This window comes from uncultured Pelagimonas sp. (assembly GCF_947498515.1).
Classification (GTDB): domain Bacteria; phylum Pseudomonadota; class Alphaproteobacteria; order Rhodobacterales; family Rhodobacteraceae; genus Pelagimonas.
In genome coordinates this window covers 135744-156153 of the sequence record NZ_CANMKO010000004.1, presented here as the reverse complement: position 1 = coordinate 156153, position 20410 = coordinate 135744, and the positions used below count along the sequence as shown (strand labels likewise).

Sequence of the window (20410 nt, the reverse complement as noted above, 5' to 3'; positions counted from 1 at the left end):
CCTTTCGGGATGGGATTAGGAAAACAGAGTGCTGCGAAGCGTCTGAGGAAGAGCCAATGCAACGATAGACGCCGCTGCGGTTCCGGCTCCGCGATGCAAGGGGTCGAAAAAACCGGATGGGCTATGGTTGATACCCCGCAGGGTCAGCGCCAGTGCCTGAAACCGATGGGATTTTAGCCGCAAGGAGCGCCGCGCAAGATAGCGCAGATAAGCCGCCTCTGCTTTGGCATCACTTTGCACACCAAAGGTTCGGGCGCGCTCTAGGATCGCACGTCGACTTCGTTCCATTTCCTCAAGGTCCGATGACAATCCGTCAGGAGAACAGCGATACCAAACCTGCAGAACATCCGTGCCGAGGATCACCGCTCCAGCGCCCAAAAGGCGCACCAAAAGATCAAGGTCTTCGTTGTGAACAAAGCCCGGATCAAACCCGCCGATTGCGTCAAAACAAGATTTGCGCAGGCTGAGGTTTGACAATGTGCAAACCGGATTTTCCGACAGCATATCCGTGATTGTCAGCGCGGATGGTTTTACCGTTGATCGCCTGTACCCGTCACCGGGGGCGGTTCGAAAGAAACCGACTTTCGCATAGATGCCGTCAAGGTCATGCAAGCGAAACTGGTGATCTAATTGCCCAAGTTTGTCTGGTGTCCAAATGTCATCCGCATCGCAAAAACAAAGGATGTCGCCGCGTGCCGCCGTCAAGGCTCCAAAATTACGTGCTGCGCTCGGGCCTTTGCCCGGATTGCGCAAAAGTTGGATGCGCGGGTCACGGTTTTGATAGTCCTCGACCAGCTCACGGGTTCCGTCGCACGACCCGTCATCAACGCAAAGCGCTTCCCAGTCTGTGAAGACTTGTGCCGTTATGCTGTTCAGCGTTTCGGCCAATGTTGAGGCCGCGTTGAAGCAGGGAATGACAATTGAAAACCTTGGCATTGTTAGACCTCGTTTGGTTTTTGGGAAAACGCGTCAAGCAGGATGGGGGCTGCGAACCCTGTCATGATGAGTGTGCTCACCGCGAGGTAACTCCACGCCATAGTGGTGAGGCCATAGGGGGCGGTCACAACCGTGCTGATCCCGAGCGCCAGTGCCAGTATTGCACCCACCTTCAACTCGTCTTGCGGGCGACTGTTGGCGCGTAACAGGCCCGCGCAACCTGTCCAGATAAGACCGGGAATGGCAGCGAGGCAGAGGATCGACACCGGTTCGATCACCGCCTCCCACCCATCGCCGAGCAATAGCGGGACATAGACCGGGGCCAGCAGGGATTGCGCCAACACAAAGGGAGAGACGACACAGATTGAAACGATCAAGCTGTGGCGCAAAGCGACAGACCGGTTTGGTGCCGTGCAGAGATGTGGAAACAAGGCGACGGAAAATGCCTGCGTCACGGATGTTGCAAGGCTAAGACCAGCATTGAACGCCATGAAGTATAGCCCAAGGGCTTCGGCCCCGAGCAAAAGACCGACAATCAGTTTGTCCGCTTGCACACGCAGTACCTTGACCAATTCGATGCCTATAACGGCACTGCCAAACCGCAAAAATGGCGATATCGGGGCGGCTCCGACGGTTGGTTTTGACGTCCAGGGGCGCAGGCGACGCATACAGATCAACCAAATCGGAGCGGCGACAAGGCGGGGCAAGACCAAAGCCAAAGGTGACGGCCAAAGAACGGCAAGCACAGTGGTCGCCAGATTGGCCCCAACGATCTGTCCACCGGCGATGATGGCCGTTTGCTGCAATTTGCCTTCGCGCATAGCCAGGGCGGCCTGAACCAAGCCAGCAGGCATAAAGAGGTATTCCACAGCCAATATCGCGAGCAAAATGCCCAGCTCTTGCGCCCCAAGGGCAAACAGCCCTGCGGCGATGGCCCATTGAAAACCCGTTAGACCAAAACACCAAAGCCGAAAGAGTGACTGGGCCCGGTTGCACGTCGCTTCAAGCTCCGCCTGCGGGGCGGCGATGATGCGTTGGCCGACACCGTTTTCACTTAGTGCTTTAAGAATGTCGCCCGCAGCGAGGGCCGCAGCAGCCACGCCAATTTGAGCGGCATCCATACTGCGGGCGACAGCGATCACGACCAAAATACGCGAGACCTTGGCCGTGATCTCGGAGGCACCAAAAGCGAGGAAGTCGGGGATAAATCCGCGATCCTGTCCGTGAGTGTGTTGCTTCATGGGGTGCTCCGATCTGATGGTGCCCCTTTTTAACCCGTTGAAAAATAGCCGTCTTCATCCCCTCGGGATCAGGCCAGAACAAAAATGGGTGTCCCCCTATCCATTGGGATTGCATTGCCATCCCGATCCCCATCTCGCGTGGTTGGGGGGATTGGCACTAACCTGAAGCAAGCCCAAAAGGATGTATCCATGCCCCGTATTTTACCGATAACGATTGTCTCAACCCTTGCTTTGGCGCTGCTTCCCGGCTGCGCCAGTCTAAAAACGCCTGAGAACATTGAACCAGTCGCCGAAGGACAAGCCTATCAGGCACAGTACCGCAAACCGGCCACCGCCAAATCGCGGTATTTAGAGGCGCAGGAGATGAATGAAACACCCTGCTTGCCGCCGATTGGGGGCAGCATAGATGACACGATTGGCAAATGGTCCGCGCCTGCGCTCAGCCCGCTTTTGGGTGAAAAGCTCACCCGAAACGATCTTGTGCAACTGGTGGTCGAAGGCGATGACACCTTTAGCGGTGATTATGTCGTGTCCCGAGAGGGCGATCTGACCATACCGCATATGCCCCCTGTTCCAGCGCAGGGCAAAAGCACACGGGAGGTGGAGCGCGCGATACGGCAGGCCTTGGTCACGGCCGGCCACTATGGCACCGCGCCCCAGCTATCGCTGCGCATCTTGGATTTTGCGGATGTGAGTGTTGGCGTAACTGGGGCGGTTTTTGAACCCCATGCGGTTCGGATCGGGGCGGTTTCCGGCGATCAAGCGGATCGGATCCGGCAGGGCGCGATTGGGGCCTCAACAGAAGAGCGAAATCTCTCGGTGGCTTTGCGGGCCGCGGGCGGTGTACGCCCTGACGCAGACCTATCTTCGGTCGAACTGCACCGTGCCGGGCAAATCTATCGGATGGATTTGCGGGGCATTTTTGATGGCAGTGACCCGACCGACATCATGTTGTTGAGCGGGGATAGGATAGTCGTGAAAAGCCGCCAGTGCTTCCAAGACGACCTGATGCGCCCAAGCCCAATTAGCCCGCCGGGTGTGACGCTATACATGTCGAACTTAACGCAACCCGCCACCGGCAACGCGGAATCCGCCATCGGCCGGTCGGTACGCGAGGTGCCCTACGGTGCGCGTTTCCTACAAGCTGTCGTTGATACCAATTGCGTCGGCGGCGTGAAGCTCACCAATGCCAACCGTCATGCCGTGCTGTTTTCCCGCAATCCCGTGACGCAGGTGTCCGTTGTGATTGAGCGCAATATCGAACGGTTGTTGCGCCGGGCAGACCGGGACGATTACGATCCCTATGTCTTGCCCGGCGATGCCATTGCCTGTTATGACAGCACGGTGACTAACATCGCGGACATCGGGCGGGTCACAACGGTTGTTGGCGCGGCGGCGCTGGTTCTCAAATGAACGTTGCGCGCCAAGTTTCTAGCGCCGCACGACTGTCACGCCAACACTCTCCAAGCGCGGGCAAGCTACGGGTGAAGGCGTCTCGCTCGCCTGCTAAACAGAGTTTTTCGATGTCGTTGAGATGCAAGTGGAACTGCTGCGCTCCGAACATCGCGGCACTTCCGGCAACGTTATGCGCCAAGACAGCGGTTGCGGGTAAATCGGCATCAGGCCCCAAATCCGCGATCAATTTATCTGCGTCGGACATCATCCTTGTAAACAGGGTTTTTAACGCGGTTTTGTCCAAAGTCTTGCGCATTTGATCTAGCTGGCGCTGATCAAGGAGTTCGTTGGAATGAGCCAAGGGGGCGCTTGATCCATTTGCCGCCAATAACGCGTTTTGCAGAGCCTCAAATGTCAAAGGTTTGCCAAGAACGCCGGACAACCCGGCTTCAAGATAAGAGCGCGTGTCATCGGGCAACACATTGGCGGAAACGGCCAATATTGGAACATCGGATGACTCCCCACCGCCTTGACGAATATGGGCCGTGGCGGTGACACCATCCATGCCCGGCATAGAGATATCCATCAATATGACATCAAACCGCTTGGCCATCGCTTGCTGAACCGCGTCCAGCCCGCTGGTGGTGCAGGTTACTCCATGCCCTTCATGTATTAGCATCGCGGCCATGACGTCCAGATTGATCTGATTGTCATCGACGACCAGAATGTTCATCTTTGGCGGTAAAATCGCTTGGCGGTTCGAATCTTTCTCAACCTTGACCGGGGCAACGGCGCGTTTCACCGGCAAACTCACGTCAAACTGACTGCCTTTGCCAAGGGTGCTGGAGACCGCGATGCTTCCTCCCAACGCCTCGGCAAATCGGCGCGCGATTCCAAGACCAAGCCCAGAGCCAGGCGTGGCGCGATCCAACGACGCATCAAAGGTTTGAAAATCATCAAACACATTGGGCAAATGGTCTTGGGAGATGCCGATCCCTGTGTCGCAAACTGACAGGTTCAGTGTTTCGGAACCATCGGCCGTCGCTTCTATCGCGGCTCCTATCGCAATACGGCCATCGCCGGTAAATTTGATCGCATTGCCGACAAGGTTGAGCAAAATCTGTTCGAGCTTATGTGCGTCGGTAAGAACCCAATCCTTTTCACTACCGTTCCACGACCATTCGATCACATTGCCCCGTTCCGCTGCGGCCCCACCTAAAGCATCGACAATTTTTTGAATCAATACACCGGGGTTTAACACATCCTCTCGCACCGAAACGGTCCCGGCCTCTGCGCTGACAATGTCCAACACCGCGTTCACATGGCGTAGCAGTAACTGGCCCGAGATATCCATATTGCGACGCATCTTTTGCTGCGCCTGAGTGAGAGGTTCACGCGCCATCAACTGTAGCGTGCCCAATATCCCATTGAGCGGCGTTCGAATTTCGTGGCTCATGACGGCTAGGAAATCGGTTTTGGCTTTTTCCCCTGCCAAGGCTTGATCTCGGGCTTTTATCAGCTCTTTTTCATCGGCGTGCGCCTGAGACATGTCGCGCAAAAAAGCAACGAATACCTCGTCTTGATCTTCATTAACCGCCGAGAGCGCCATTTCAACCGGGAAAATTGATCCATCCTGACGGCAGGCCTCTAGTTGCACGCGGCCTTGTCCGATGACACGTCTTTCGCCGCCTTCCAACATGCGGGCCATGCCGGAGCGATGGGCCTGACGCAAATGATCCGGAACGATCAGATCGCCGACAGGAACCCCCCGGACGTCTTCCGCCAAATGCCCAAACATCTGTTCCGCTGCCGGGTTCAAAGTTAGGATTTCGCCGGTGTTTTTGGTGACGATAACACCGTCTAGAGACGTCTCTAGGATGCCCTGAAGGCGAGAGTTGGCTTGGGCGACTTTGGTGCTTTGACGGTGGGTTTGTCGATTGAAATAGAACAGCCCGAAACTCAGCACCGCCATCACAAAGAGCATGGCCCCCGTCAAGTATACTAGGTGCGTCAATGTTCCGGCGCTTTGATTGCGATCCTGATCGGACTGACGGGCGAAAAAGGCCACACCCTCAAGCGCCAGTTCCCGAACGTCGGACCGCATGGATAAGGCGGATTGTTGAATGTTTGGTAAGGCAAGGATCAGCCCCACATCAGGTCCATCCACAGGTTCGACCATCGCGTCGAGACGCCCCTCGATTGTATCAAGGAGAGGTCCAAGTTTTGCGTCGTCTTGAAACGCCGCAAAAAGCGCGCCTTGCTCAAACAGATCAATACGTGAGAAAAACAGGTCAAAGCGCAGACGGATTTCAGCAAGCTCTTGCGCCGTGGCCGTCTCTGGAGTGATCGACAAGGCTTCTAGAAACCGGAGATAATCCACCTCGCTCTGGCTCATCGACCATTCGACATTGTCCGTTTTGGCGAATTTCAGGGTCTCAAGCTCTTGCAGGGCTTCGGTATAGATGAACCACGAAAGGACAGCGAACCCAGCAACCGCAAACAACGTTCCAAGGATCGGAAGCCGGAGCCGATGGACAGCCTTTGACCTAGTGGCACTCATGTAACGACGACTCCCAAAAACGCGATTTCAGTCTACCACATCCAGGCTTTTCAATTGCCAAATGCTTTGGGAATAAACAGTTTCCGTACGGAACGCGGCATCCATGTCATAGGGAAAGACAATCCACAGCGGGCCTTTGCCACGTCGCGGGATCAAATCGCCATCCATGCGGTAGGCCACAATCGGGGCGGTATCAGTCAAAGACGAAATTGGAATGTCGACGGCATAGTCATTGGCGGCTCGTGCCCGGATCACCCCTTGGTTTACGCCAAAAGGTGCCATTAGCTGCGACAGGGCCACACCGGAAAACTCAGACACGCCTGAGGTCCAAATGGTCGATGTTTTAAACGTAGTCTGAGGCAAGGATTGTAAATCTGCCAAGGTCAACGCAATCGGTTCAGAAGATACACCTTGCTGGATAAATATGACTGGCTCTGTCTGGGTTTGGTCCGCAGCGGCCAAAAACGGTGTAAAACTCACGATCACGGTGAGAAGAACAACTAGCAATTTCGTCACAATATGTCTCCCTATCGGTTTGATCCAAGAATGCGCAAAAAAACCGCCACCCGGTACGGCTATTCCGGGTGGCGACCTATCCGTTCGGATTAGAGGGCGGTTTAATACGCGCCTTGCCGCAACAGAACCGCTCGAAAGGTCAAGGCCAGCAGCATCAAATCGAGCCAGATTGAGCGCGCTTTGATATAGGCCAGATCAAGGTCGATCATCTTGTCAAAGCCAATATCGGCCCGGCCCGACACCTGCCACAACCCCGTGATTCCCGGCTTGGCCAGCAACCGCCCGAGCGCGTGTTCTGGATAGGCCTCGACCTCACCGGGAAGTGCCGGACGCGGGCCAACAAAAGACATATCGCCCTTTAATACATTGAAAATTTGGGGGATTTCGTCCAAAGACCATTTGCGCAAAAACGACCCAACACGGGTGATCCGGGGGTCTTGGCGTGACTTAAAACATAGGCCTTCCCGATCTGACATGGCCAGGATATCAGCCCGCCGGGTTTCGGCATCCAAATGCATCGTCCTGAACTTAAAGAGTTTGAACTCGGCACCGAACTCACCAACTCTTGTTTGCGAAAACACGGCCGACCCGCGACTATCCATCCGTATGGCCAGCGCAATGAGACAAAGGATGGGCGACAGCAGAACGATACAAACACTTGCCAAGACCACGTCGAGCATCCGTTTCTCGATTGTCCCCGCTGCAAGGCCATTGATAGCATGCACGGATGCCCGTCCCAAAAAAGTGGCGTTGCCAATCAAATAGCGGCGGGCCATTCGTTTGGGTTCGCAACACAACCGGTACAGCCATTCGGCACGGGCTTTGCGGATCGGTTCTGGCGCGCGCGGCACCATACCAGACACGAAATCAAAGAGCGCCCCAACCCCCATAACCAGTTGAGCCTCTAGTTGATCGCGATGCTGATCAATCCACAACTCCTGAAGGGGTACACCCTTGGCAACAAGCACAATATCGGCACCAGAGGCGTTGATGTGCTCAACTGTCTGGCGATTGTCGGCGGATTGAGCATAGCCATCCCGGACACCCGCAATCACCAACCCCGGACAGCTGGCCTCAAGCCTGCCAGCCGCGGCTTGGGCGACATTAGGGCGTGCGCCAAGAAGAAAGACCGAAAGGCCCCGCCGCCCTGCCTCTTGCAGAAGGTCGGGCACCAAATCGGTGCCATTCAAGTTGGTTGTGACCTGATCCCCACACATCTTGGCGGCCATTTCCACGCCTATGCCGTCCGGAAAAACATAATTCGCCCGCGCAAGCGCCTGGGCATAAGATCGGTGCCGTGCCCGGATGTTTGCGCAATGCGCATTCAGGAAAAACACCGTATTCCTTTGCCCGTTTAAACATTGCGCAATGGCACCCTGCGTTGTCCCATCCCATAGGGGTTGATCTAATACGGCCAGTGCCTTGGTTGGCTGTGCTGTCTTGACCGTTTTGCTGAATCGCTCGATAGGCGTCGCGCCCAAACCAAAGTCTGCGTTTGATGAATGTTGCATGGTGATCCTCCCACAAGATGAGCTTGGGATCAGCATGACAAACACGGGCTTTTTTCCCAAAGGCGCAGGAGGATGCCACCGTGGGACATGAGGTGTGAGAGAGTGAAAAACAGGGTTAAAATTTCGCGAAGGACCGCCAGACCTATCCAATCGGATGGGCGGGTAGTTCCGAATAGAACAGCATTCCCATTGTCGCAGCCAAACATGCGGTGTCTAATCAAGCTGTCCAGAGTAGATGGAGTAGCCCAGTGAGACTTTTATTAGCCGATGATCATGACTTGGTGCGCGACACCCTAGTCGCCTACGTTGAATCCACGGGCGACATTGACGTCGATGCCGTCGCGGATTTCGATCAGGCCTTTGAGCGGATCAAAACCGGCGACGCTTACGATCTGGTTCTTTTGGATTACAAAATGCCCAAGATGAACGGTCTTGAGGGGCTGCATCGCATTCTCGATTTGGAGAATGCACCGCGTGTGGCGCTGATTTCAGGGGATGCCACCCGCGAGGTCGCCGAAGCCGCACTCGAAGCCGGAGCCGCAGGGTTTGTTCCCAAAACACTGGCGGCACAATCGTTGATCAATGCCATTCGGTTCATGGCAATGGGTGAACAATACGCCCCGATTGATTTCATGACCGCACCAGACACGCCCCCGGCCCATCCCCTGGTGGATAAGCTCACACAACGGGAATTGCAGGTGTTGGAAGGTCTGACCAAAGGCCAGTCCAACAAGGAAATCGCGCGAGGGTTGGATTTGGCCGAGCCGACAATCAAGCTGCATGTCAAAACTCTCTATCGCAAGATCGATGTCAATAATCGCACACAAGCGGCCCTGGTCGCGCGCGAAGCAGGATTGTTCTAAGACATATCCCATCGGGTAGAATGCCAATCCCAATCCCCGCAAAACCTGCCCGGGTGGGGCGAGGCAAAACACAGATCGGACCGGTAAACTCGTAAGCAAGGAGAGTGCTTATGAGTTTCCAGAACCCCAAATTTTTATCCGCTTCCACAAATGCCGCCACTCGGGTTAAGGCATCCGGCATGAGATCATGGGCGCGGCGTGGTAAACGGTGGGTGTACACCAAAACCCGCCGCAATTTGCGGTATGTGTCGATGTTCGGTATGGGGCTTGTGGCGGTTTGGTTGCCAAGCCTTGGCTATATCACAACAGCGACACCACAATTCACCTCACAGTTTTCACTGATCCTACCCGGTGCAGGTAGCTCGACATCGGTGAATCTCAACAAGTTCGGGCAAGCCTCTTCCTATGCCAATTCGGCTTTTGCCAACGGGTCGATCAGCCCAACGGAAACCTACAAAAGGTTGATTGTGGCCGACCGGATTTTGAACGCTGCGGCCATGGTCGAACAGGTCAGTCGCGAGGATTTTGGTCGTCCAAAAATCAAACTTGTCGATCAAACCAACCTGATCCACGTTGAGCTCTCCGCCGATGCGGCACCAGCCGCGCAGTCACGCGCACGCGCCTTATTGGCTTCGTTCTTTGCCGAGATTGACGCGCTACGGCAAGACGAAATTGTGCAACGTCAAGCAGGTGGCGAAGATGCAATCGCCGACTATGTCACCTCGGTTCGGGCCAATAGAACCTTAATTTCTGACCTGCGCGAGGACAGCGGATTGATGTCTGCCGATCAATTCAAGGGCCGAGTTGCGGCACTCGAGGTTTTGGCCGAACGGCTGCAAACCCTAAATGGCACGGCCGCTTCGCAAGCCTCGCGTGTGGCCAATCTGGAATCCGCTCTACAAATTTCGGCTCAGCATGCAGCGGCAACTTTGAAACTGTTTTCTGATGAAGAATACCGGGTTGCTTTGGCCGAACTGGCCGAGGCTGCCGCCCTTTTCGCCACTGCAAAATCCAAATTCGGGGCCCGTCATCCCGAACGCCAAGCCGCCCAAAGAACACATGAAACCGCCCAAAAGGCTGTGTTGACATTGGCCGCATCAGTGACCGGATTTTCGATGGCCGAGGTCCGCTCCCTTGATCGTGCCCCGGACGGCGCGCGGGCGGATTTGCTCTCGGAACTGGTGCGCGAACATGCAACTCTTGAGGCGCTGCGCAAGGAAGTGTCGACCCTTTCGGCGCAACACCGCAAAGACGCCGCTGAAATCCAACGCCTAGAACCGGTGGCCTCGGAACTTGAGGACCGTCAACGCGATTTTGCCGTTGCCGAAGCGGTGTTTGCCTCGGCCATCGCCCGCTCGCAGTCCTCCAAAACCGATATCTATGCGTCTTACCCTTTGGTTCAGGTGTTGGAGGACCCAAACCTGCCAACGCGACCGTCTTCCCCCAAAACCAAGTTGGTTTTGGCAGCGGCCATCGCGGCCAGTTTGATGTTGGCGATCGCCGCAACCTTGGGCTGGTATCGCAAAGCCCTCATTGATCGCATTTTGACCCGTCCGACCGCGTCGGCGGCGACACCGTGATCCGCCCCGACACCTTGCCTGAGCGCCTCGTTTTCTGGGCGCTTGTTGCCACTTGGCCGGTCTATTTGGTTGGTGGGCTCTATATTCTTGGGCCGGTTTTGGCATGGATTTTGGCGGGGTTTGCGTTGCTCTCGCTTTACCTTGGTCCGGCCATTCGGCCTGATCTGCGCGCCACAGGCCCTGTACCCTTACTGATTTGGGGTTGGATTATCGGCATGGCGGTGATGCTGATTGCGCTCTGGGTGGGGCACATGAATTGGGATATGGGGGTTAAGACAACCATCAAATCCACTATAGGATGGGCCAAAGGCTGGGCCTTGATGTGCCTATTCCCTTTGGCGGGCGTTGTTCTCCCTTTGCGCCGTGACATCCTTGTACGCGCCTACTGTATTTTGGGGGCCACAACGCTTGCCCTTGCCCCTCTAATGTTGCTGGCCCCATTCGTCGGACTTCCCGAACGGGTTTTCACCTCGCCTCTCAAGGTCGTTGGCGGGCCGGGGCCGGAATATTTCACCGTTTTCCTCTACACAATCGACCCCGGATCGGGGCAACCCCGCTGGCAGTTCTTTGCCCCCTGGTCACCCTTCGCAGCCCTTCTTGGTGTGATGATGGTTTTGTTTGCCCTAGAGGAAAAGGACCGACGCTGGATGTTGGCTGGCGTTGTGGCCGGGGTGCTAATGATATTGGCGTCAAAATCCAGAATGGGGTTGGTTGGGCTGGTGTTCTGTACGACCCTTCCCCGGCTCGCACCCTTCATATTTCGCGGGTTTGCTTGGTCTGCCTTGGCAGGGATGACTGCGCTGGCTGGCCTGTTTATCACACCGCTTCAACATGGCATTTTCGGAGCAATTGACGCGTTCAAATCCGCCCGTGCAGATAGCACCCGCGTCCGCGCAACCCTGCAAAGGATTGCCTATGAACGCTGGCAGGAAGACGCGGTTTGGTTTGGGCATGGCCGCGTTCAACCCGGACCGCATCTCGTTGAATATATGCCAATTGGCAGTCATCACACCTGGTTTGGATTGCTGTTTGTCAAAGGGGTTGTAGGTTTCGCCGCTTTTGCGGTGCCATTCGCCTGCCACGCATTGGTCGCGGTGTTTGACGCGACTCGTTCCAAACGCGGAGCCTTGCCGATGGGAATTTTTCTGACACTGGTTCTGTTGTCCTTTGGCGAGAATTTGGAGATCCAAACCTATTTGATTTGGCCGGCGTTAATCATGTTAGGAATTCATTGCCGAGAGAGACAGATTCAGCCGTAGGGGCAGCCAACATGCGCTTTTGTTTCGCGACCCATAATCAGCGCCACAAACAATCGGCAGGATTGGTTTGGCCGATCTCTCTTGTCGATAGGGGGAGCCGTGTGGCGAATGGTCAGAATGACGTATTGATGTTGATAGGAATTGCTAGTGGCAAGGGCACGAGTCCACATGCGCGGCTCTTGATCCTTTGGGCAACAATCACGGCCAGTGTCGCAGCAAGTCACACGCGTTTTATCCCTGTCTCCAATCCCTTGTTTTTTTACGCCTTTCCTAGGGCACTAGTATAGATCGTGGAGACAATCGCGTTTTTGACAGCGTACAAAGCAACAAAAATTTGCAGGACAGTTAAGGGGGCTGATCGTCGATCCACCTAAAATACTTTTCGTAAATCAATGTGTTGACGCATATGGGGAGAAGGGTGATGCCCCACATCAATGGTACCTGCGTCCAAAACGGTAGGGAAATGACATCGGTAAATTTGAGTATGGCAAAAGGGATATAGAGGGCCGAGAAAATCAGGATCATCCACAAGGCTTTCTTGTTTTGAAAGCGGCTTGAGGACCGCGCTGTGGCTTGGCTTTTACACCAAAACAGGCTGGCGGTTGGGCCAAAAATGATACCAGCGACCAGCGCGACATATTTGTGGCTCTGATCTATGTCCGGATTACTGAAAACGAGAAAGCAGAGGATTAGATGCAGCACGCTATAGCCGTTAAGCATGCGGTTGAAGCTTGCCTTGCGCTTCAAATCACACCGATTTCGGCCAAGGCCCCGGCAAGTGCTGGGGGAAGGGTGTCTTCTTGTTTTGCCGAACCCGACAGATCGGGCGGGGCGTCGGCAGGGGAAAGATAGCGCCAGCCTTGGAAAGGGCGGCGTTGCGCGTTGGCGGTGCGGATAATGTCAGGGTCGAGGATAATGGCACAGCGTTTGATGCCATCTTCGCCGATGACTTCGTCTAGGCGTCGGATGCGTTGGCGGCATTGGATCACGCCTTTGATCACCCAATAGATTGATCCGCCTGCCAGAATCGCGGACTCACGACGCGGCCACATGCGGGTGACATGGCGCGGCAAGCCCTCGGGGAGCTCCTTGCGGCGCATATCTTGCCAGGCCTGAAGGCCCTCAACGCTTTCGGTGCCGACGCTTAGTTTGATCAGATGTGTGATCTTATCCACAGATTCTTCCCCAGATTACGCTGTATATGGTATAACACTCACCTGCGCCTTCAAGCTGTAGCGTTAGGTTAGTTCAAAATATGTCTTTTCCAGCGCCGCCCGCTTGTCTATGAAAATCGCTCTACGCCACCGCCTGCTACAAAAGAGATTCGCTGCCATGACCCGATTTGCCGCCCCTATCGCCGAACAGATTTGGGATATGAAATACCGTCTCAAAGAAGCTGATGGCACAGCCATTGATATCACTGTTGAAGATAGCTGGCGGCGCATAGCGCGGTCTTTGGCCGAGGTCGAGACCGAGCCAAAGCATTGGGAAGACAAGTTTTATAGCGCGCTAGAGGATTTCAAATTTCTTCCCGCCGGGCGTATCACCGCCGGGGCAGGGACGGCGCGTAGTGTGACGTTGTTCAACTGTTTCGTCATGGGCACCATCCCCGATCAGATGGGCGGCATTTTTGACATGTTGCGTGAAGCGGCGCTGACCATGCAGCAGGGTGGCGGCATCGGCTATGACTTCAGCACCATTCGGCCAAAAGGCGCGCCAGTGGCGGGCGTGGCGGCGGATGCCTCTGGCCCGCTGTCGTTCATGGATGTTTGGGATGCCATGTGCCGGACCATCATGTCCGCCGGTTCGCGTCGTGGCGCGATGATGGCGACCATGCGGTGTGACCACCCTGATATCGAAGATTTCATCGCCGCGAAGGCAGATAGCGCTCGGTTGCGCATGTTCAACCTATCGGTGCTGATCACTGATGATTTCATGGCAGCAGTCAAAGCGAATGGCAGCTGGGAGCTAAAATTTGGTGACCGGGTGTATCATACGGTTGAGGCCCGCGATCTGTGGAACAAGATCATGCGCGCCACCTACGATTACGCAGAACCCGGTGTGATTTTTATCGACCGGATCAACAAGGCAAACAACCTGTCTTATGTTGAGACCATCGCGGCGACGAACCCCTGTGGAGAGCAGCCTTTGCCGCCCTACGGCGCGTGTTTGCTTGGTTCGATCAACATGGCGCGCCTGGTGGATCGCCCGTTTGAGGACGGTGCTGATCTTGACGAAACCCTTTTGGATGATCTTGTCGCGACGGCCGTTCGGATGATGGACAACGTGGTTGATGCGTCGCGCTTTCCCTTGGAAGAACAGCGGATTGAGGCGCAAAACAAGCGTCGTATTGGCCTTGGTGTCACCGGGTTGGCGGATGCGCTTTTGATGGTTGGTCAGCGTTATGGCTCCGAGGAGGCGGCGCGTCAAACCGAGGATTGGCTGAAACGGATCGCCCGCGCCGCATATCTTGCGTCGGTGGACTTGGCCAAGGAAAAGGGTGCGTTCCCCTTGTTCGAGGCCGAGCCCTATCTGGAAAGCGGCACCATGCGTGCCATGGATGACGACGTGCGCGATGCGATCCGCGAACATGGAATTCGCAACGCCTTGCTGACATCCATCGCGCCAACGGGCACGATTTCGCTCTACGCCGGGAATGTCAGCTCGGGCATCGAGCCAGTCTTTGCCTACAGCTATACCCGCAAGGTTCTGCAAAAAGACGGCACCCGTACCGAAGAAGAAGTCGTTGATTACGCTGTGCAAATGTGGCGTGAAAAGTTTGGTGACAAAGAACTGCCCGACTACTTCGTCAACGCCCAGACATTGGCTCCGCTGGACCATGTTCGCATGCAGGCCGCGGCGCAAAAATGGATTGATAGCTCAATCTCCAAAACCATCAATTGCCCCGAAGACATCTCGTTTGATGACTTCCAGAGCGTGTACCTTGAGGCGTTTGAAACCGGTTGTAAGGGCTGTACCACGTATCGCCCCAACGATGTGACCGGATCGGTTTTGTCAGTTTCTGAGGCGTCGGAAAAGACACCGGCAGAGACGCCAGAAATGGCGCAAGCCGCTGGGGCAGGGGCCGATGTGGTCTATATGTCCGAGCCGCTGGATCGCCCGCAATCGTTGGAAGGCGCGACCTACAAGTTGAAATGGCCCGATAGCGAGCACGCCATTTACCTGACGATCAATGACGTGATTGTTGGCGGCCATCGCCGCCCGTTTGAGGTGTTCATCAACTCCAAAAACATGGAGCATTTCGCGTGGACCGTGGCATTGACCCGTATGATCTCGGCGGTGTTTCGTCGTGGTGGCGACGTGTCGTTTGTCGTGGAAGAGTTGAAGGCCGTATTTGACCCACGCGGTGGCGCATGGGTGCAGGGTAAATACATCCCTTCGATTTTGGCAGCCATCGGCGGCGTGATCGAGAAACACATGGTATCGACGGGCTTCCTTGAAGGCGAAGGCATGGGGCTGAAATCTGACCCCCAGGCCGACGTCGTCAACATCGCCCAAACCCCACGCGGCAAAGCCTGCCCCAGTTGTGGGCAGTTCACAATGCGGATGGTCGAAGGCTGTATGACCTGTTCCGATTGTGGGCATTCGAAGTGCGGATGATGCTTGTCGGGTGAGATGTTGTAAGGTGTGAAATGACCCACAGTTTGCCCATTTCGTTCTAACTTGGGTCCACTATCTACACATAGGTTGTACATTGAGCGGCTTCACAACGATGCTTTCGGGGTGAAGCCTTCTCTATTTTGTGTATGGGGCTTGAGTAGATTTTGGACGCGAAAATCATGCTTCGGTCACATCCAAAGTCGTACAAGCCCTTTGTGGATTGCGTGAATAGTAAACGAAATCAGATATTTAAATCCGTTCACCCGGTGGCACTGCCTTAATGACGGCTTCGAAAAAGTGCTCCGTAGGAACATCGAGCGCTCGCGCAATGATCACCAATTCTGGCACATCAATACGCCGCTGCCCCGACTCGATCCGCGCGACGAACGATTGATGACACCTTAACCGCTCTGCCAAGGCTGCTTGTGAGAGATTTTGGGATTTACGGGCAGAAATGAGCGCTTCAATGAGCGCCAAATGTCCGTTGGTGTGGAGTGTTTTGGTCAATTGAGTGTCCGTAAGATGCTTCGGACACTTCCAGTAATCTCATTTTCAGATTATCTAAAAATCAGATTATACATATAAGGTGGGTAGTGATGCCAAATATACATATAACCCTTGCGGACCTGTATTGCGCTTTGGGTGTTTCACAAAGCTCTCTGGATTCAGCTGCCTTCGACGACATACAGGTTGGGTGTTGAGATGACGGGCGTGAAAGCAGGTGATGCCTCAAACACCAAGGAAGCTATCCTGTCGAAGTTTGCACCAGTATTGGCGCTAAAGTCGTCAGCACCGCAGCCCACTTCTAGTTTGCAAACATTGAAAATACAGGAGCTACATCAGGCATGGGCTGTCTTTACGGACGTATTGCCAACAATTCTTGCTCAGTGTTCTGGCCTTTCAACGCATCCAAAGAGTGGGGAGAGTCCGTTTTCCGAGCTCCTTTGGGATTATCTAAATGGGCGTGAAATTTGCATTTCCCTCAACAAATCTGGCGGCTTCGATCTAAGCATCAATGCTGAAAAAGTGCAGTGGATGGAAACGCAATTGCCTTTGGATCTGCTTCTTCTGAAATTATTGGCGCTGGATTACACGCCGGAGGAATTTCGCGCTCTGGCGGGTTAACTGAACCGAGAGAACACTCAATGACAATCTGGTATACGGCTGATACGCATTTCGGCCACGAAAACATCATGCGGTTTTGCAACCGCCCCTTCATGTCGGCATCCCAGATGGACGCGGCGCTGTTGGAAAACATGTGGAAGGTGGTTGGCTCGGAAGACCAACTTTGGATTCTAGGGGACTTTGCTTTTGGCTCCCGAGCCAAGGACAGCGCTTACGTTGAGCAGATTTTCAACCAGTTGCCGGGTGGTGAGCGTCACTTGGTCGTTGGGAATCATGATCACAAGCCAACACTGGAACTCCCTTGGGATTCTATCTCGCATTTCGTTGAATTGCAGGATGGTCCTCAAAACCAGCCCAACACATTGTGCCACTACCCAATGATTACCTGGAACCATGCCCGCAAAGGTGCACTACAGCTCTTCGGTCATGTTCACAACAATTGGCGCGGGTCTCGCAATTCTGTGAATGTCGGCGTTGATGTGTGGGACTTTATGCCGGTCACCTTTGCCGACATTGCGCGCCGGGCAAAGAAGTTGTCGCCGAATAAGCACTGGGGCGATGTTGAGTATAGGGCAAAACTCAACACTTAGTCAGCAATGAGGGCAAGGCATGAAGTTCTTTTCAACGAGCCAACGTAAGCGTTACAAGTGCCCCCGGCTTCAACACCTATCTGTACTTCCAACTCAGGCGTATATTGGCGCTACACGTTAATATGGAATAAAGTTTCTTGGCTCCACCAGCCTAAAATACACATCCCTTGCAGAGAATGCTGGCGCCTTGAAGCTCCCTAGAAGCGGAAATCAAATATATTTATCGAATGGAAAGGTGGTGCGAGTACGTGCGCACAAACAGGGTCGCCCCACTGATTGGAGATTACCGGTTCGGGTGGTAGGGTCACAAATAGATAATTGAACCGCCTCGAAGCGTTTCTCGAAGCAGTTCAGGCAATCATGGATGCCATCTTTCGCCAACCGCAGCTTGTTCATCTTGCCGACGCCCATCCCATTCGTACCCCTCGGCAATTGCTACCAGCGTTTCAGAAATTCTAGGATGCGAATTCCCAAATCGCGCCGCTAAATCACGATATTGTCCAGCAAGGCGTCTTTCTTGATCACCACCATCGTACGGACCTCGTGAGGTAACTCCCCTTGCGTTTCTTACTCCAAGAGGCTTTGTTGCACAAATGGGTTGAGGGATTCCTCTCGCGAATCCAGCATGATAGCTCGAGCTCATGAGCAGCTGGGCCCCTACGAAGTACAAGACCACGAACTGGTCGACCTACAATGACAGCTTAAAGCGACGTGGGTCGCTATCAATCTGGTTTGATCCCCCGATGGTCTGGATACCGCCGCCGACGGGCAAACGCGGTCGGCGACAACAATTCAGTGACGCCGCGATCCAAGCCTGCCTGACACTGAAAGTGTTGTTCGGAATGCCGCTTCGGCAGACGACAGGCTTCGTTAAGAGCTTGCTGAAGTTGGTAGGGTTGAGCTGGGAGATGCCGGATTTCAGCACCCTTTGCCGCCGTCAGAAGACGCTGAACGTAAACCTGCCGTATCGTGGTGGGACTGGCCCTTTGAACCTGCTGATTGACAGCACGGGGATCAAGGCAGAGGGCGAAGGCGAGTGGAATGCCCGTAAGCACGGTGGCCCCAAGCGGCGTATCTGGCGTAAGATACACATAGGGATCGATGAAGAAACACTGGAGGTTCGGGCGGTCGAGGTCACCACCAGCAACATCGGTGATGCGCCAATGCTGCCTGAGCTGCTGAAGCAAGTTCCGTCCGATCAGGACATTGGGTCGGTCACCGCCGACGGGGCTTACGACACGCGCAAATGCCACGACGCGATTGCCGAGCGGAATGCCCATGCTGTCATTCCGCCTCGCAAGAATGCCAAGCCATGGAAGCCTACGAGCAACGGGGCCATCGCCCGGAACCAAGCCGTGGAGGCGTCAAGATACCTAGGCCGCACCTTGTGGCGGCGGTGGAGTGGGTATCACCGCCGAAGCCGCATCGCCGTGCTAAACCGTTACACAGCTCTTGGCATCCCTGTAACAGAGCCCGTAGGATAAGTCCCTCCGGGGAAAGGGGAAGAACACACTTCACCCGATTTGTGCAACAAAGCCCTTTACCCCCCTCCCTTCCCTCAAGTAACAATACGCCCGGCCTCAAAAAGCTTTGCGGAGCGCAGGTTGGGGTCAGTTGCGAATAGGGCAAAATCCTGCGCTAACGAAATTTGCGGCTTCTATCCTACGTGAATTGGCAGGATTATCCACACCGTAAGCCTTTGATCTACCGCACAGCGCTTTTGGACAAGACAGGCAGTAATGCAACTGGGACAACGAAGGTCGGCAGTGCGGACAAAGAAGCCATTTGCTCTGTTCGGATAAATGGCCGCTTTGCTGTTACCGCTCAGGTCTAGCTTATCCGGCGCGTGCTTTGTCCGATAGACCCTTCAGGTTCACATCAATAATCTTACCCATCATCATCTTCATCATTGTTTGTCCCAACAACCAACCTAAAGGGCCATATTTGACGCGATAATCGAAGGTCCACGTGACTTTGGAACGTCCGCCTGTCGGAGTGATGCGAATTTCGGAACTTGCCTCTTTCAATGGCATCGCCGCCATATCTGAGAGCTGGACGGTGTATCCAGCTCCCGGCTTCCATTCCGTCACTTCTTCGACCAGCGATGTGCCGTTTGCGAAATGGTTCCGTCGCTTCGACCCCATCCCAACCTCTCCGTTGGTCAATGCGTCGACAGAGGTAATCTGGGGCGCGAACTCGTTGATATGCATGTACCGGCTGAGCACCGCCCACACCGCGTCAGGGGCTACATCGATGGTCAGGCTACGTTCATGATGGATCATTCTTAGGCTCCGTTTCGTTTAAGCAAGTTTTGCGCAATTTCAGTTTCTGAGACTGTTCTAGAATTAGGCTACTCTCACCGTTATGACAGTAGCCTGAGAGGAGAGGTGAAAAATGCGTCGCACAGAACGGTTGTTTCAGATTATCCAGATATTGCGGTCTACCCGGTCGCCCATCACAGGACGGGAACTTGCCGATGAATTGGAAATCTCTCTCAGCACGCTTTATCGCGATATGGCAGAGCTTCACGCCCAACGCATCCCGATCACCGGAGAGGCGGGTGTGGGATACATCCTTGACGATGGCTATGATATGCCCCCGCTGATGCTGACCGCAGACGAGCTGGAGGCCGCAGCATTGGGGGCGGCCTGGGTGGCATCTGAGGCCGACCCTTCACTGGCCCGTGCCGCTCGTGACCTTGTGTCGAAACTATCACTGGCCATTCCGAAGGAACTGCGGCCGGTTGTCCTAGATGGAAGTTCTAAACCCATTCAGACACGGGCCCGCGTGTCCGAACGCTTTGACAGTGCCCTGTTGCGGCACGCCATACGAGAGCGGTACAGATTGCAGCTTATCTACACGGATCGCGATGGCAGCACGACTGACAGGATTGTCTGGCCGCTGTTGATCGCATTTCTCGATCGGACCCGCTACCTCGTCGGTTGGTGCGAGATGAAAGAAGACTATCGGCATTTCAAAACCGAGCGGGTTCAGGAGCTCAGAGTTCTTGGAAAGAAGTACCCAGGCCGTCGAGCCACCTTGCTGAAAGGGTGGGAAGAGGCGACGACTAAACGTATGCGAAGCTGACGTTGGTACGTTTCGCAGCATTGGTTACAGGGGGCTCCTAGCCGCCTTGCCGCGGTGCCGCACCGCGTCTGCGGCGAAATCACGTGTGATCAACGCTGCCCAGTGACCGGCGTCAGCCCAACCTGG

18 protein-coding genes are annotated in these 20410 nt (G+C 54.9%); 9 read left to right on the top strand and 9 right to left on the bottom strand.

The genetic code is table 11. The features are described from left to right. Positions 1-15 precede the first annotated feature (15 nt). Positions 16-936: a glycosyltransferase gene (locus Q1A43_RS09570; RefSeq protein WP_299934458.1), complete on the bottom strand. Its 921-nt coding sequence runs from the start codon at positions 934-936 to the stop codon at positions 16-18. Positions 937-938: 2 nt separating this feature from the next. After that, the gene (locus tag Q1A43_RS09565) at positions 939-2177 is read right to left on the bottom strand and encodes an oligosaccharide flippase family protein (protein WP_299934455.1); all 1239 of its coding nucleotides are present in this window, start codon (positions 2175-2177) and stop codon (positions 939-941) included. Positions 2178-2366: 189 nt separating this feature from the next. On the opposite strand from Q1A43_RS09565, the gene Q1A43_RS09560 reads away from it, so the two are divergent. Then, entirely contained in the window at positions 2367-3590 is a 1224-nt protein-coding gene (locus Q1A43_RS09560) for a polysaccharide biosynthesis/export family protein (protein ID WP_299934453.1), read from the top strand. On the opposite strand, the gene Q1A43_RS09555 is transcribed toward Q1A43_RS09560, so the two are convergent. From Q1A43_RS09555 to Q1A43_RS09545, 3 genes are all read right to left on the bottom strand, one after another. After that, positions 3583-6132: an ATP-binding protein gene (locus Q1A43_RS09555; protein WP_299934450.1), complete on the bottom strand. Its 2550-nt coding sequence runs from the start codon at positions 6130-6132 to the stop codon at positions 3583-3585. The genes Q1A43_RS09560 and Q1A43_RS09555 overlap by 8 nt on opposite strands. Positions 6133-6159: 27 nt before the next feature. Then, on the bottom strand, positions 6160-6648 hold the full coding sequence (locus Q1A43_RS09550) for a molybdopterin-dependent oxidoreductase (RefSeq protein WP_299934447.1): 489 nt from the start codon (positions 6646-6648) through the stop codon (positions 6160-6162). A gap of 101 nt (positions 6649-6749) precedes the next feature. Continuing rightward, positions 6750-8159: a sugar transferase gene (locus Q1A43_RS09545; RefSeq protein ID WP_299934444.1), complete on the bottom strand. Its 1410-nt coding sequence runs from the start codon at positions 8157-8159 to the stop codon at positions 6750-6752. A 248-nt stretch (positions 8160-8407) separates the two neighbouring features. Between Q1A43_RS09545 and Q1A43_RS09540 the strand changes: the two genes are divergently transcribed. The 3 genes from Q1A43_RS09540 (at position 8408) to Q1A43_RS09530 (ending at position 11861) form a co-directional block, all read left to right on the top strand. Continuing rightward, positions 8408-9022, top strand: a complete 615-nt coding sequence (locus tag Q1A43_RS09540) for a response regulator transcription factor (protein ID WP_299934441.1) — start codon at positions 8408-8410, stop codon at positions 9020-9022. A 110-nt stretch (positions 9023-9132) separates the two neighbouring features. Beyond that, entirely contained in the window at positions 9133-10602 is a 1470-nt protein-coding gene (locus tag Q1A43_RS09535) for a hypothetical protein (RefSeq protein WP_299934438.1), read from the top strand. Then, the gene (locus tag Q1A43_RS09530; RefSeq protein WP_299934436.1) at positions 10599-11861 is read left to right on the top strand and encodes an O-antigen ligase domain-containing protein; all 1263 of its coding nucleotides are present in this window, start codon (positions 10599-10601) and stop codon (positions 11859-11861) included. Before Q1A43_RS09535 ends, Q1A43_RS09530 begins: the two co-directional genes overlap by 4 nt. A 345-nt stretch (positions 11862-12206) precedes the next feature. On the opposite strand, the gene Q1A43_RS09525 is transcribed toward Q1A43_RS09530, so the two are convergent. Then, the gene (locus tag Q1A43_RS09525) at positions 12207-12608 is read right to left on the bottom strand and encodes a hypothetical protein (RefSeq protein ID WP_299934433.1); all 402 of its coding nucleotides are present in this window, start codon (positions 12606-12608) and stop codon (positions 12207-12209) included. Then, positions 12605-13036: a DUF1489 domain-containing protein gene (locus tag Q1A43_RS09520; protein WP_299934431.1), complete on the bottom strand. Its 432-nt coding sequence runs from the start codon at positions 13034-13036 to the stop codon at positions 12605-12607. Before Q1A43_RS09520 ends, Q1A43_RS09525 begins: the two co-directional genes overlap by 4 nt. 157 nt (positions 13037-13193) lie before the next feature. Between Q1A43_RS09520 and Q1A43_RS09515 the strand changes: the two genes are divergently transcribed. Continuing rightward, a complete protein-coding gene (locus tag Q1A43_RS09515) occupies positions 13194-15482 on the top strand; it encodes an adenosylcobalamin-dependent ribonucleoside-diphosphate reductase (protein WP_299934428.1) in 2289 nt (762 codons plus the stop codon). Between the two features lie 249 nt (positions 15483-15731). Here Q1A43_RS09515 and Q1A43_RS09510 read toward each other — a convergent pair whose 3' ends face one another. Beyond that, positions 15732-15989, bottom strand: a complete 258-nt coding sequence (locus Q1A43_RS09510; RefSeq protein ID WP_299934425.1) for a helix-turn-helix transcriptional regulator — start codon at positions 15987-15989, stop codon at positions 15732-15734. 195 nt (positions 15990-16184) lie between these two features. Here Q1A43_RS09510 and Q1A43_RS09505 point away from each other — a divergent pair, with 195 nt between their 5' ends. From Q1A43_RS09505 to Q1A43_RS09495, 3 genes are all read left to right on the top strand, one after another. Then, entirely contained in the window at positions 16185-16607 is a 423-nt protein-coding gene (locus Q1A43_RS09505; protein WP_299934422.1) for a hypothetical protein, read from the top strand. A gap of 20 nt (positions 16608-16627) precedes the next feature. Further along, positions 16628-17197: a metallophosphoesterase gene (locus Q1A43_RS09500; RefSeq protein WP_366944255.1), complete on the top strand. Its 570-nt coding sequence runs from the start codon at positions 16628-16630 to the stop codon at positions 17195-17197. A gap of 641 nt (positions 17198-17838) precedes the next feature. Further along, positions 17839-18681, top strand: a complete 843-nt coding sequence (locus tag Q1A43_RS09495) for an IS5 family transposase (RefSeq protein ID WP_299934418.1) — start codon at positions 17839-17841, stop codon at positions 18679-18681. A 351-nt stretch (positions 18682-19032) separates the two neighbouring features. Here Q1A43_RS09495 and Q1A43_RS09490 read toward each other — a convergent pair whose 3' ends face one another. Next, complete coding sequence (locus Q1A43_RS09490; protein ID WP_299934415.1) at positions 19033-19479, bottom strand: SRPBCC family protein; 447 nt, start codon at positions 19477-19479, stop codon at positions 19033-19035. Positions 19480-19591: 112 nt separating this feature from the next. Here Q1A43_RS09490 and Q1A43_RS09485 point away from each other — a divergent pair, with 112 nt between their 5' ends. Further along, the gene (locus Q1A43_RS09485) at positions 19592-20284 is read left to right on the top strand and encodes a YafY family protein (protein ID WP_299934413.1); all 693 of its coding nucleotides are present in this window, start codon (positions 19592-19594) and stop codon (positions 20282-20284) included. Positions 20285-20410 lie beyond the last annotated feature (126 nt).

Excerpts from the sequence above, each read along its gene's own strand:
- Q1A43_RS09560 (WP_299934453.1), top strand. The coding sequence starts at position 2,367 with ATGCCCCGTATTTTACCGATAACGATTGTCTCAACCCTTGCTTTGGCG.
- Q1A43_RS09545 (WP_299934444.1), bottom strand. The coding sequence starts at position 8,159 with ATGCAACATTCATCAAACGCAGACTTTGGTTTGGGCGCGACGCCTATC.
- Q1A43_RS09500 (WP_366944255.1), top strand. The coding sequence starts at position 16,628 with ATGACAATCTGGTATACGGCTGATACGCATTTCGGCCACGAAAACATC.
- Q1A43_RS09505 (WP_299934422.1), top strand. The coding sequence starts at position 16,185 with ATGACGGGCGTGAAAGCAGGTGATGCCTCAAACACCAAGGAAGCTATC.
- Q1A43_RS09570 (WP_299934458.1), bottom strand. The coding sequence starts at position 936 with ATGCCAAGGTTTTCAATTGTCATTCCCTGCTTCAACGCGGCCTCAACA.
- Q1A43_RS09495 (WP_299934418.1), top strand. The coding sequence starts at position 17,839 with ATGAGCAGCTGGGCCCCTACGAAGTACAAGACCACGAACTGGTCGACC.
- Q1A43_RS09565 (WP_299934455.1), bottom strand. The coding sequence starts at position 2,177 with ATGAAGCAACACACTCACGGACAGGATCGCGGATTTATCCCCGACTTC.
- Q1A43_RS09555 (WP_299934450.1), bottom strand. The coding sequence starts at position 6,132 with ATGAGTGCCACTAGGTCAAAGGCTGTCCATCGGCTCCGGCTTCCGATC.
- Q1A43_RS09515 (WP_299934428.1), top strand. The coding sequence starts at position 13,194 with ATGACCCGATTTGCCGCCCCTATCGCCGAACAGATTTGGGATATGAAA.
- Q1A43_RS09490 (WP_299934415.1), bottom strand. The coding sequence starts at position 19,479 with ATGATCCATCATGAACGTAGCCTGACCATCGATGTAGCCCCTGACGCG.
- Q1A43_RS09485 (WP_299934413.1), top strand. The coding sequence starts at position 19,592 with ATGCGTCGCACAGAACGGTTGTTTCAGATTATCCAGATATTGCGGTCT.
- Q1A43_RS09535 (WP_299934438.1), top strand. The coding sequence starts at position 9,133 with ATGAGTTTCCAGAACCCCAAATTTTTATCCGCTTCCACAAATGCCGCC.